The 12,948-nt window shown below is 38.0% G+C and carries 10 protein-coding genes; 9 read left to right on the top strand and 1 reads right to left on the bottom strand.

The genetic code is table 11. The features are described 5' to 3' along the window. The first annotated feature begins 7 nt into the window (after positions 1-7). From ACE1ET_RS02780 to ACE1ET_RS02745, 8 genes are all read left to right on the top strand, one after another. Positions 8-2,107 carry a tetratricopeptide repeat protein gene (locus ACE1ET_RS02780; RefSeq protein ID WP_375726835.1) on the top strand — a complete coding sequence of 700 codons (2,100 nt, stop codon included), beginning with the start codon at positions 8-10 and terminating at the stop codon, positions 2,105-2,107. 24 nt (positions 2,108-2,131) lie between these two features. Beyond that, positions 2,132-3,061 carry a DUF368 domain-containing protein gene (locus ACE1ET_RS02775; RefSeq protein ID WP_375726834.1) on the top strand — a complete coding sequence of 310 codons (930 nt, stop codon included), beginning with the start codon at positions 2,132-2,134 and terminating at the stop codon, positions 3,059-3,061. Between the two features lie 67 nt (positions 3,062-3,128). Continuing rightward, positions 3,129-3,881 (top strand): shikimate dehydrogenase family protein, encoded by a 753-nt coding sequence (locus ACE1ET_RS02770; protein WP_375726833.1) that lies wholly within the window; start codon positions 3,129-3,131, stop codon positions 3,879-3,881. A gap of 63 nt (positions 3,882-3,944) precedes the next feature. Next, positions 3,945-4,619, top strand: coding sequence for an ABC transporter ATP-binding protein (locus tag ACE1ET_RS02765; protein WP_375726832.1), 675 nt, complete (start codon positions 3,945-3,947; stop codon positions 4,617-4,619). A gap of 1 nt (position 4,620) precedes the next feature. Further along, the gene (locus tag ACE1ET_RS02760; protein WP_375726831.1) at positions 4,621-7,815 is read left to right on the top strand and encodes an FtsX-like permease family protein; all 3,195 of its coding nucleotides are present in this window, start codon (positions 4,621-4,623) and stop codon (positions 7,813-7,815) included. A gap of 209 nt (positions 7,816-8,024) precedes the next feature. Next, entirely contained in the window at positions 8,025-10,451 is a 2,427-nt protein-coding gene (locus ACE1ET_RS02755; RefSeq protein ID WP_375726830.1) for a LysM peptidoglycan-binding domain-containing protein, read from the top strand. 3 nt (positions 10,452-10,454) lie between these two features. Further along, a complete protein-coding gene (locus ACE1ET_RS02750; protein ID WP_375726829.1) occupies positions 10,455-10,799 on the top strand; it encodes a phenylpyruvate tautomerase MIF-related protein in 345 nt (114 codons plus the stop codon). Further along, a complete protein-coding gene (locus tag ACE1ET_RS02745) occupies positions 10,799-11,488 on the top strand; it encodes a DUF5715 family protein (RefSeq protein WP_375726828.1) in 690 nt (229 codons plus the stop codon). Before ACE1ET_RS02750 ends, ACE1ET_RS02745 begins: the two co-directional genes overlap by 1 nt. 2 nt (positions 11,489-11,490) lie before the next feature. On the opposite strand, the gene pdxH is transcribed toward ACE1ET_RS02745, so the two are convergent. Next, entirely contained in the window at positions 11,491-12,132 is a 642-nt protein-coding gene (pdxH, locus tag ACE1ET_RS02740; protein ID WP_375726827.1) for a pyridoxamine 5'-phosphate oxidase, read from the bottom strand. A gap of 115 nt (positions 12,133-12,247) precedes the next feature. Here pdxH and ACE1ET_RS02735 point away from each other — a divergent pair, with 115 nt between their 5' ends. Continuing rightward, positions 12,248-12,853: a thioredoxin family protein gene (locus ACE1ET_RS02735; RefSeq protein WP_375726826.1), complete on the top strand. Its 606-nt coding sequence runs from the start codon at positions 12,248-12,250 to the stop codon at positions 12,851-12,853. Positions 12,854-12,948: the final 95 nt, after the last annotated feature.

The following is a 12,948-nucleotide window of genomic DNA, read 5'->3' as shown; positions in this document are numbered from 1 at the left end:
TTATAAGATGAATAGAATTAAGAAAATATTACTTGTTCTGTTGTTGGGTATTGTCCTCCCTGTCCAGGCTCAATTGAATACAGACAGAATTCTTACGATTGGACGGAATGCCTTGTATTTTGAAGACTATGTTCTTTCCATTCAGTACTTTAATCAGGTTGTAATGGCTAAGCCATATCTGGCTGAACCATATTTCTACAGGGCAGTGGCCAAATTTTATCTGGATGATTACCTTGGTGCAAAACAGGATTGTGATAAAGCACTGGAAAATAATCCTTTCCTAATTGATGCCTACAATGTACGGGGAATATGTTACCAAAGACTAGGTGAGTATGAAAAGGCAAATCAGGATTTTTCCTCAGGTTTAAAATATGATCCGTATAACACGTCCCTCATTATGAACAAGGGTGTAAGTAAAATGGCCCTAAAGGATTACCAGGGAGCGATTGAGGATTATTCGCAGGCTATTAAACTGAAATCCGGATTTGCACGGGCATATCTGAATAGGGGAGCTGCATATCTGGAAGTAAGTGATACGGCAAAAGCTATTCCTGATTTTGATAAAGCCATAGAATTGAATCCATATAATCCTGAAGGATATGTTTACCGGGGACATGTAGATTTTGAACAAAAGCGGTATAAAAAAGCTGAAGAAAATTTTGACATGGCTGTTCGCCTGAATCCTGACGAACCGTTTTTTTATATGAACAGGGGTATTGCACGATATTTTCAGAAAGACTATATGGATGCACTGGGCGATTTTGATAAGGCCATTTCACTTGATCCCAATAATTCAGTTGCATACTTTAACCGCGGTTTAATTCGTGCCGAGATAATGGATAATAACCGTGCCGTTGAAGATTTCTCTATGGTTATAAATATTGAGCCGGATAACTATATTGCCCTTTTTAATAGAGGTTTGATACATAATCAACTGGGTAATGCCTTTAATGCCATAGATGATTTTAACCGGGTCATTAATAAATATCCGGATTTTGCGCCTGCTTATTATGCCAGAGCCAAGGCTCGCCAGATGCTTGGAGACGAGAGTGGCATGCAGAAAGATATTAATATGGCTTACAACATTGAAGCTAAAGCTGATGAACGCAAGAAAAACAGCAAAAAGGAGCTTAAAGATGTTAGTCTGGCACAAAACGATGAATCGCCCGATAAAAGGGATGAAAAAGATACCGATATCAAAAACTTCAAGAAGATCGTCATCTTCAATGAAAACAGCGAAAACGAACAGAATAAATTTGCAAGCAATATTCGCGGTCAGATTCAAAACAGAAACATTGTTATAGACCTTGAAAAAGAATTTGTTTTATCCCTCTATCCGGATGATCCTAAGCTTAAAACCAGGCAAAATTATTATGCCTCACTGATCGAAAGCTTCAACAGAAATTCCGGTCTTAATAAAACTATTTACCTCACAAACGATAATCAGACACTTACCGAAAAACAGGTTGATGAGCATTTTCAGACTATAGAAACCATTTCACAACGCATTGATATGTATCCGAACAGTGCCATCAGTTATATGGAACGTGCATTGAATTATGATATGGTCAAAGATTTCAGTTCTGCCATTAAGGATTTGAATAAAGTCATTGAAATGAAGAGTGACTGGGCTATTGCTTATTTTTACCGGGCAGTGCTCAGATTTAAAACGGTGGAATTTGTCTTGTCCATAGAAAATGAAATAGCACCGGAAGCTAACGTCAATACGAATAAAAGCGGACGACAATTGTTAACAGGTGGTCAGGGAACTGCTGATTTTCAGACGGAAAAGAAAATTCTGGATTATGATCTTATTTTAAGCGATTATAACAAAGTCCTTGAACTGGAACCGAATTTTGCATTTGCATGGTACAACAGGGGTAATGTGCATACTATTTTAAAGGATTATAAAGTTGCATTAAACGATTACACTGAAGCCATACGTCTGGAACCGGAACTGGCCGAAGCGTATTTCAACAGAGGCCTTACAAATATCTATCTTGGAAATCTGGAACAGGGCAACAAGGACTTAAGTAAAGCCGGTGAGCTTGGATTATTTAAAGCTTACAACGTATTGAAACGTTACGGCCTTCAAAACCGTAATTAAAAAACCTAATTAGAGATTAACATTATGAAAACTTATATTTCTTTGTTTTTTAAAGGGCTTGGAATGGGAGCAGCCAATGTAATACCTGGAGTATCCGGAGGTACAATTGCACTCATAACAGGCATCTTTGAACGTTTAATCAATGCAATAAAATCGTTTAATCTTAAAGCACTAAAACTGCTTTTAAAAGGTGATATAAAAGAGCTTATTCGCCACACGGATCTGTATTTTCTAATTGCAGTATTGGCGGGAGTCGCAATCAGTATTTTATCCCTGGCTCATTTACTGGACTTTTTGTTCAAGAATTATCCAGTTTACATATGGTCATTCTTTTTCGGATTAATCCTGGCTTCGGTCTATTTTGTAGGTAGAACGATTGATAAGTGGAATATTCCGGTAATTACATCTTTTATGATAGGAACAGGTATTGCAATAGCCATATCAGTTCTTACTCCTGCTTCCGAAAACACGGGTATGCTATATCTATTTATTTGTGGTATTGTAGCAGCATGTAGTATGATCCTGCCGGGATTGTCTGGTTCTTTTGTCTTAATTCTGATGGGAAACTACCAGCTGGTGATGATAGATGCCGTTAATACTCTTAATTTAAAAGTTCTTCTGCCTGTTGTTGCAGGTGCCGGCGTAGGATTGCTAGGATTCTCATATATTTTATCCTGGGTGTTTGAACGGTTCAGAAATCAGACGATTGCCATACTTACAGGCTTTATTCTGGGATCATTGGGAATATTGTGGCCCTGGAAAAATGAGATATACAAAACCGGCTCAACAGGGGAATTAATATTAAAGAGCAGCGGTGAAAAGATTGTAGAAGGATATCACTGGTTTATTCCCGAAGCATTTAATCATGAAGTGATTCTTGCTATTGCATTTGCTTTAGTTGGCATCGTTATCATATGGCTGCTCGAAAAACTGGCAGCAAAAAGCAATGCGTAACTATTACAGAATTTAAAACTGTATCATGATTCTTGCGTCTTGATACATGATACTAAATAAATAAACAATGAAAACATTTGGCTTGCTTGGATATCCGTTAGGACATTCATTTTCAAAAAAATACTTTACGGAGAAATTTGAAAAGGAAGGGCTTGCGGATCATGAATATGTAAATTTTGAGTTGGATTCCATTGATCGTTTTCCTGAAATACTGGATTACAAACATGAAGTTTATGGCCTGAACTGCACCATTCCCTATAAACAACAGGTTATGCAGTATCTTGATGATATTGATGATGAGGCGTACGAAGTTGGCGCAGTAAATACCATAAAATTTATACGTGAGGAGAGTGGCAGAATTGAACTGGTTGGTTATAATACAGATATCATTGGTTTTGAGAATTCCCTGATACCGATGCTTTCAGAAAAGCATAAAAAAGCCCTGATACTGGGAACCGGCGGCGCTTCTAAAGCAGTGAAACATGTACTGACGAAAAATAATATTACGTTTGTTTCTGCATCAATTGAAGAACTGAAGGAAAATGAGATCAGATATAATGAGATAGACGAAACGGTGATCAAAGACCATCTGATCATCATAAATGCAACCCCGCTTGGCACTTTCCCCAAGGTAGATTCATGTCCGGATATTCCTTATAATGCACTGACTTCGGATCATGTTCTTTTCGATCTGGTATATAATCCTGAAATCACAAAATTCATGAGTAAGGGTATTGAAAGAGGTGCCAGTGTGAAAAACGGACTCGAAATGCTGCATGGTCAGGCAGAAGCTGCCTGGAAAATATGGAACGAGGATTAGAATATCTTCGGTTTGACATACGCCAAAATTTAATTACCTTAGGGGGTTTTAGAAAATAACACAATGTTAAAACTCAATAAGATTCAAAAAGGCTTTGGTACACCTGGTGCCCACGATTATCACCAGGTTTTAAATGAACTTTCACTAGACGTTGAGAAAGGTGAAGCTATAGCGATAACCGGTCCTTCAGGAAGTGGTAAATCAACCCTGCTGAACATTATTGGTTCTCTGGATAAACCGGATAAGGGATCTGTACTTTTCAATGAGCAGAATATTGAAAATTACTCGACCGAACAACTACAGAAATTCAGAAATTCAAACATAGGTTTTGTCTTTCAGTTGCATCATCTTTTTCCACAATGCACATTATTTGAAAATATTCTGATTCCAACTTTACCGGTTAAAGATAAATCAGAAAGTGTTAAAAGGGCAGAAAACCTGATCAAAGATATGGGCTTGTGGGACAGGCGAAATGACAAACCAGGAACCTTATCGGGAGGAGAATGCCAGAGAACAGCAGTTATCCGTGCATTAATTAATGAACCACTGTTGTTATTAGCCGATGAGCCAACCGGAGCCCTGGATGAAGAAAATGCCTCAGCACTGATTGATCTTTTGCTTGAAATCAATAAAAAAACAGGAACAACTCTGATTGTTGTTACTCATTCCATGGAACTGGCCGGCAGAATGCAGAAAGTTTACAGGCTTACCAAAGGCAAACTGGTTCAGGAGAAATAATATGAACTACTTAAAGCTTGCCATAAAAAGTTTCAGATATTACTTCAGGTCACACCTCTCCTTAATGGCCGGAGTGATAGTTAGTACCATGGTCATAACCGGTGCGCTCATCGTCGGTGATTCCGTAAAATACAGCCTGGAGCATATTGCAATGCTCAGATTAGGTAATACCACACAGACTTTAACTTCCGGTGACAGATATTTTACGCAGGAACTGGCTACCAGATTAAAAGGAGTTCCTTTATTAAAACAGGAAGGAACAGCAGTTGGAGAGGGTGGCAGATTCCGTTTAAACAAAGTTCAGGTTCTGGGTATTGACAGCAGCTTTAACCAAATTGCAGGTTTTGATATTCACAAGGTGATTTCCGGACGGAATGTTTCTATTGGTTTCAATACCGCTGAACGTTTAAACCTAAAAATAGGTGATCAGTTTTTACTACGGCTTGAAAAGGCTTCTCTGATACCGGCTAATGCTCCGTTTGTATCTGAAAAAGGTGAAATGACATCAATACGGGTAAAAGTTGCTGAAATTCTCTCAAAAGAAGAATTAGGAGCCTTTAATCTACGTAATTCTCAAACTGCACCGTACAATGTATTAATTGATTTGAGTGAACTGCAAAAGTACGTTGAAACCGAAAAAAGAATTAACGTAACATTATTTCCCGAAGAGAGTCTTACCCCTGATGAGTTGCAGAAGAATCTGACATTACTGGATGCAGGATTAAAAATCAAAAAATCGCAGGAACAAGGGATATATGAATTGTCATCAGATCGGGTATTCATCGACAAACAACTTGTTGATGTCTTTCCAAATGCCAATCCAGGTTTGACATACTTTGTAAATTCTATTCGTTATCATCATAAATCTTCGCCATATTCTTTTGTCAGTTCTATAAGTAATTTAACGCTTGATGATGATGAAATAATTGTAAATCAATGGCTGGCTGATGATCTCAGCCTAAGACCGGGAGATTCACTAACTCTAACGTACTTTGTAGTAGGTCCCTTACGGGAGTTGTCAACCGACTCCGCCAGGTTCGTGGTCAGGCAGATTAAGCCTATGCAGGGAATATTTGCTGATCCTTCATTTATGCCTGATATTCCAGGGCTGTCTGATGTTGGTAATTGCCGGGATTGGGAGACAGGCGTTCCCATTAAACTTGATGCCATCAGAGACAAAGACGAAAAATACTGGGATGATTATAAAGGATCACCAAAGGCCTTTATCAGTTATTCTACGGCTTCAAAACTCTGGGGCAACCGTTTTGGTGTTGCTACTTCCTTGTTTTTAAAAGAATCCCCCGAAGAAATATCACAACAGTTTTCTGTCGGTATTGATCCGGCTCAACTAGGATTTATCCTGACACCGGTTAAAGCCAATGCAGTTTATGCTGCCCGCAACGGTGTTGATTTTGGGCAGTTGTTTATTGGGTTGAGCTTTTTTATTTTGCTGGCCGGATTTATTTTGGTCATTCTTTTGGTATCCTTCCATTTGAACAAGCGGGAAGAGCAGATAGGCACTTTGTCTGCAGTAGGAATACCTGTTAAACAGATTAAGCGGTTGTTATTGCTTGAATCTGGTATCACACTTGTTCTGGGCGTTTTGCTTGGCCTTGTTTTTTCAGTGTTGTATAATCAGCTTATATTTATTGCCCTCAACCGGGTTTGGAACGATATTGTCAGAACCGAAATGCTGGAAGTTTACATAAAACCTCTCACATTGTTTTACGGTGCATTAATATCTGTTCTGACAATCCTGGTTACCATTTATTTCACTTTGACGCATACGTTTAAGAAGAACATTGCACAACAGCAACGGAAGCTTCAAAAATCAAATAAGCCACTAAATACAATATTAAAGTTGCTGGGGTGGATTATTTCTGTTGGTTCTGCTATTTTACTGGTATCGTCGCTAGTTGTAGGGAATACAACTGATACTGGTTTGTATTTTAGCATAGGCGGTGCCATAATGGCCGGTCTTATTCTGCTATTCAGAACGTGGCTGATAGCCCTTGAAAATAAACCCGTTATTCTGCAAAAATATACGCAACTGGGATTTAAAAACATAACACGAAACAGGGGACGAAGCATGTCAGTCATCATTTTGTTTGCCCTGGGAACATTTATTGTTGTTTCTACCGGTTTGAACCGGAAAGACATGTCAGCCAATTCCGATTCTAAATTGAGCGGGACAGGGGGAAGTTTGTTTTTCGCTGAAACAACCCTGCCGATCCTTCAAAATCTGAATTCTAATTCGGTTCAGCAGGAAGAAGGGTTTTCGACACCTGCATCATTTATTCAGTTCAGAAAAGCCGAGGGAGATGATGCGAGTTGTTTGAACCTGAACAGAATATCCAATCCGGCGATATTGGGTGTTGAGCCGGACAAAATGGAAGGAAGATTCAGTTTTATAACGAAAGATCCATTGCTTCAGACAAATAATCCATGGAGTACTTTGAACCGAGATATTGGCGGAGTAATTCCGGCCATTGCTGATCAGACCGTTATTTTGTGGGGACTAGGGATGGAAATTGGCGATACGCTGACCTATCAGACTGAATCCGGTGAAGTACTAAAGCTAAAACTTGTGGGAGGACTGGCTAATTCAGTATTTCAGGGTTATGTCATCATCAGTAATCTGAATTTTCTGAAGTATTTTCCTACCTCGTCCGGTTCAAACATTATGCTGGTGGATGGCAAAAAAGGTAAAGCACCTGCAATTAAAGATGAACTGGAATTAAATTTTCGGGATTATGGTATTGAATTAACATCATCAACAGATAAACTGAATGAGTTTTATTCGATTGAGAACACCTATCTTGCTATATTTCTTATCCTTGGAATTCTGGGTTTGATCCTGGGAATTATCGGACTAGGTATTATTCTTGCGCGAAGTGTCTATGAACGGAAAAAGGAGATTTCATTGTTACAAAGCCTCGGATTTAAATCATTCAGAATTGCCGGGATGCTGGCTTATGAATACTTGATTTTACTTTTTGCAGGTCTTATAACAGGAATGCTTTCAGCTGTAATTGCCACGTTACCGAGCTTGATTTCTTCGGGAACACAGGTCTCATTCTCAACAGTTTATGTTGTTTTAGTAATTCTGATCCTGAGCGGCCTTTCTATTATTTTGATAGCTGCCGGATTACAGGTCAGGAAAGAAGATGTATTGTCGGGATTAAGGTATGAATAATTACTTTATAAAGTATTGGATTAATATGGTAACACCTGAAATTATTGTCAGACAAAGAATACATACCAGTACCAGCTTTATAGCTTTATTTTTCATGATTTCTGTTTTACTTTGAAAACAAAATAGTTACCTGACAGGTTCAGATTTGTGGAGATTTGAATGGAAGTGATTGCACTAAATTTTATTACTTTTGCGTTAATTCAGAAAATATGAAGAAATTAATTATATCAATCATACTGGCATCTGTATATCTGGTATCGTCAGTTGCACAGGATAATTCTCCGAGCGAACGGATTACCAGCAATAAGATCATTGAAAACGGCAAGGAGTTCTATCTTTATAAGGTTAAGGAAAGGGAAGGCTTCTACACCCTTGAACGTAAATTTGGTGTCTCGCGGGTTGAAATAGTCGAGTATAACCCGGAAACAGCACAAGGCCTTAAGTTGGGGCAGATCATTAAAATTCCGGTTTTAAAAGGACGTAACAGTACCGATTCGGAGCTTAAGGAATCCTCTGATTTTATTTTTCATACGGTTGAAAAAGGGCAAACACTGTTTTTTATATCCCGCAAATATGGGGTGACTGAAGAGGAAATTTTTAAATATAATCCGGAAGCCAGAAATATTTTAATTACCGGTACGGAACTTAAAATTCCGGTTCATAAAGAAGACGTAATACCTAAAAAGGATGATGCGTATATTTATCATTCTGTAGAACCCGGTGAAACATTGTATTCTATTGCGCGGAACTACAATAAACCGGTAAAAAGTGTGCTGGATGCAAACCCGGGACTTGAATCAAGCGATATACCGGTGGGAACGGAAATTCGCGTACCCAAAATGGTTATTGAAATAAAGTCTCCTATAGTATTAAATGATGGAAAGGAGAAAAAAGATTCAACCGTTTATGTATTTGAGGATAGCACCTACTATTATCATAAGATTAAACCTAAGGAAACATTTTATTCCATTGTCAGTCAGTATAATGTAGATCGAGATGCAGTGCTGGCGACCAACAATATCAGAAATCCTGAAGACCTGAAAATTGGATATATCATAAAAATTCCTAAAGCTGCTATTCGTAAAATAAGTAATGAACAGCAGCAAATGCAGGATCAGGATCATTTGGTTTACAAAGTCAAGGAACGAAGGGAATCACTCGATGATATTGCATCGAAGTTTTCTGTTACGGTAGATGAACTGAAAGCAGCAAATGATAATATACCAATCTGGGGTAAATACAGAAGAGGCGATTTGGTGAGAATTCCGGTTAAGAATGAATTTGCGAAACCTCTATCTCCGCTCACGAAACCTAAAAAGCCAGGACGGAATCTTCAGTACGTGAGAGACAGTATCCTTCTGGCTGAGGCATTCATAGCAGGTTGTGACACCCAATATTATGACTCACCTGTTAATGTAGCTGTCATCTGGCCGTTTTTCCTTGAAGCCAATGATACATTTAATATTGTAAAAGAGATCACGGAAGAAGGGGATACATTAGTAAAAATAAAGGATCCGCTTGAAGTTTATCCGGCGACAGACAAAAATGGTTTCAGGGAATTTTATGAAGGAATTCTGATAGCTGTGGACTCCCTTAAAAGAAAAGGACAGGATATTAACCTCTACACTTACGATACCGGTAACGATACTAATCAGGTAAAACAGATTCTGGCTAAACCTGAACTCAGATATATGGACATGATAATTGGACCGGTATATACAAACAATGTAAAACTGGTTGCTGAATTTTGCAAAACGAATGAAATTAAGCTGGTTATTCCGTATAATCCTGCCGACGACCTGACCATCAATAATCCATATGTGTACCAGGTAAATCCGTTTTTGTCGGCTTTATTTGAACCCACGGTTAATTATATCGTCGATAATTATAAAGGCAGCAATATTATTGTTGCTTATACCGGAGATAAGACTGAGAGCAATACAATATTTACAAATATGCTGAAAAGGCATTTGTTCAGGGTTGGGCTTGATCATTATCAACCGGTTTCCTTTAAAGAGGTTGATGTCAAGAAATACGGATTTCAGGGGCTTGAAAAACTTATTGACCCGGAAAAACATAATCTGATTGTATTGCCTCCCGAAGCTACAAAAAGTGAAAGGATGGAGCCGTTGAGCAGCGTAGTACCAACGCTGGAGAATCTGGTTTATAAGCGTAAGATGAGTAATATTACGTTATTTGGGTATCCTGATTTTCAGAATTTAGGAGGCACAGATTTAAAAATGATATTCAAGGCAAATACAATATTATATGCTCCCTTTTACGTAGACTTTTCGGATCCGGGAACAGAAGCTGTTATCCAGTTGTTCAGAGATAAATTTTATACTGATCCCACATCATATTTTCCATATTATGGCTTACTAGGTTTTGATGTGGCCTATTATTTTCTGACTGCCGTACATGAATTCGGGCCGGAATTCGATCGTTGCCTGCCATATCTGAACCTTAAGCTTACAACATCCGGATTTAATTTTCAACGGGTGAATAACTGGAGCGGTATGGTAAATACCAAAATTAATTTCATGAACTATCAGAGAAACTTTGATATCGTTAAACTTAATTATAAGCCTGTTGTTAAACCATTGGATTTAATAGAATTTTCAAATTTCGAAAAATAAGCTATGCCATATTTCAAAGTCAATACAAATACCAAGGAATTACCGGACAGAAACACATTTTTGAAGGATTGTTCGGCATTTATCTCAGAGTTACTTCATAAATCCGAAAAATATGTGATGGTAGAATTGAATACAGATAGTTCAATGATTTTTGGTTCAGAGGCAGCGGGGTTGGCTTATATAGAATTGAAAAGTATCGGATTACCGGCAGACCAGACAAAGGTTTTTTCGGAGAAAATATGTGACTTCATAACTAAACATTTTAACATTGAAAAATCGCGTATTTATATTGAGTTTTCCGATGTAGAGCGAAATAAATGGGGGTGGAACGGAACAACTTTTGCGTAATGTCTTTTTCTTTCAGAAACTATTTCATTTTTATCTTTTTATCAACTGCATTTATATTTTTAGCTTGCAACCGCAAACCTAAAGGGAAATCCATAGATTATGTCAGTGTCTCAGTGTTGTCGAGAGATGAATTACGGGCATTAAAAAAACATCCGAATGCGGATCACCTGGAAGCGATAAAGCAAAGCCCAGTAAGGGAAGTTATAAAAAGCCATAAATTTTTTGAAGAACACAAAGATGAAATATGCGATCAGAATGATCTGCAGGAAGTAACGGATAATGATTTTTATATAGTGTCCGTTTTAACTCATTCTTTGCCATATTTAACGGAACATACGGTGGATTTTCTGAATACCCTTGGTGAAAGAATGGAGGCAAGCTTTGAAGAAAATGGTATCATACCTTACCGTTTTGTATTAACTTCTGTTTTAAGGACAGCTGAAGACCAGAAAAAGCTGCGATCATTCAATTACAACGCTACAAAAAACGAATCTGCACATTTTTATGGCATTACCTTCGATATATCGCAAACACGATTTGCATTGTGGGACTCAAGAGAATCCGTTTACACTTACAGGCTTCGCAATCTTTTGGCACGCGAATTAATTCGTTTGCAGGAAGAAGGTAAATGTTATGTACTGCTTGAAAACAGGGAAAAATGTTTTCATGTAACGGTTTTACCTGATTAGGATCAGGGTGCAAGTCTTGATATTTTCCATTTCTCACTCTTTAGTTTGTATAAAATTCTGTCATGCAGTCTGTTAGGTCTCCCCTGCCAGAATTCTACAGATACCGGTGAAACGATATAACCGCCCCAGAAATCAGGACGTTCCGGCTCGGTTGTTTTTAAATTTTCCCTGAGCTGCTCAACTTTATCATCCAGGTAATTTCTTGAAGGTACTTTTTGGCTTTGATCCGAAATAATTGCACTGATTCTACTATCAAAAGGCCTGCTGCTAAAATAATCATCACTTTCTTTTTCTGTTGTTTTTGAGGCCAGGCCTTCTATCCGAACCTGCCGTTCCAGTTCAGGCCAGTAGAATGTAAGTGATACCTTATTATTCTTCTTGATGCCTTTCCCTTTTTGACTGTTATAATTGGTGTAAAAGCTAAATCCTTTATCTGAGTATTCCTTTAGAAGAACGACTCTTGCCTGTGGAAATCCATTTTTCCCTTGTGTTGAAAGTATCATAGCATTAGGCTGTGAGTTATAGGTGGCACTAATCTGCTCGAACCAATTGTGAAAAAGCGTCAGAGGATTGTCAGGCAAATTTTCTTCCAGTAACGGATCACCGTTATAATCAATTTGTATGTCAGAAAGGTTATGTTGCATAATTTTTTATTCAATTTCTTTAACAATTTAGAGATAAACAATCCTACACCGGCTAAGGTTTATATTAATAAGCTAATTAAATACTTAGGCTGTATTAACAATTAAAAATTGAGTTATGAGAAAAAAAGGATTATTTATGTTAGCATTCATGGCTGTGGCTTTAGCGGCTTCAGCGCAGTACACTACGCTCGAAATAGGTGATAAGGCCCCATATACAACCTATAAAATGGAGAATACCAACGGTAAAATGTTATCATTTGATGACGTAAAAAAAGACAACGGTACACTGGTAATATTCTCCTGCAATACCTGTCCGTTCGTTCTGGCATGGGAAAACAGGTATCCTAAAGTAGCCCAGTTGGCCAGTGAGAATAATGTCGGATTAATGCTTGTGAACTCCAATCAGATGAAACGCGATGGAGATGACAGTATGGATGCAATGAAGAAACATGCTTCCGACCACAATTATAACTGGCCTTATCTGGTTGATGTTGACAGTAAACTGGCTAATGCTTACGGAGCAATGACAACTCCCCATGTTTTTCTGTTTGACAAAAACAACAAACTGGTTTACTTAGGTGCTATTGATGACAATTATAAAGATGCATCACAGGTAAAGGATTTTTATTTAAAAGATGCTCTTGAATCTTTAGCATCAGGTAAAGCGATAGCTGAAAACATTACCCGTGCTACAGGTTGTAGCATTAAAAGAATGAAATAAATCAAATTAGCATTTTCGTATTCAACATGATGGTTGAAATAAATTAGTGTTATAAAAAAAGGGCAGTGAACTGCCCTTTTTATTTTTGTGAAAAT

This window comes from Quyinboa mangrovi, assembly GCF_042219825.1.
GTDB lineage: Bacteria > Bacteroidota > Bacteroidia > Bacteroidales > UBA5342 > JBHJHP01.
This window is presented reverse-complemented; position numbering and strand designations above follow the sequence as displayed.

Coding starts and splice junctions, on each gene's coding strand:
- ACE1ET_RS02755 (WP_375726830.1), top strand. CDS start 8,025: ATGAAGAAATTAATTATATCAATCATACTGGCATCTGTATATCTGGTA.
- ACE1ET_RS02750 (WP_375726829.1), top strand. CDS start 10,455: ATGCCATATTTCAAAGTCAATACAAATACCAAGGAATTACCGGACAGA.
- ACE1ET_RS02780 (WP_375726835.1), top strand. CDS start 8: ATGAATAGAATTAAGAAAATATTACTTGTTCTGTTGTTGGGTATTGTC.
- pdxH (WP_375726827.1), bottom strand. CDS start 12,132: ATGCAACATAACCTTTCTGACATACAAATTGATTATAACGGTGATCCG.
- ACE1ET_RS02745 (WP_375726828.1), top strand. CDS start 10,799: ATGTCTTTTTCTTTCAGAAACTATTTCATTTTTATCTTTTTATCAACT.
- ACE1ET_RS02765 (WP_375726832.1), top strand. CDS start 3,945: ATGTTAAAACTCAATAAGATTCAAAAAGGCTTTGGTACACCTGGTGCC.
- ACE1ET_RS02735 (WP_375726826.1), top strand. CDS start 12,248: ATGAGAAAAAAAGGATTATTTATGTTAGCATTCATGGCTGTGGCTTTA.
- ACE1ET_RS02770 (WP_375726833.1), top strand. CDS start 3,129: ATGAAAACATTTGGCTTGCTTGGATATCCGTTAGGACATTCATTTTCA.
- ACE1ET_RS02775 (WP_375726834.1), top strand. CDS start 2,132: ATGAAAACTTATATTTCTTTGTTTTTTAAAGGGCTTGGAATGGGAGCA.
- ACE1ET_RS02760 (WP_375726831.1), top strand. CDS start 4,621: ATGAACTACTTAAAGCTTGCCATAAAAAGTTTCAGATATTACTTCAGG.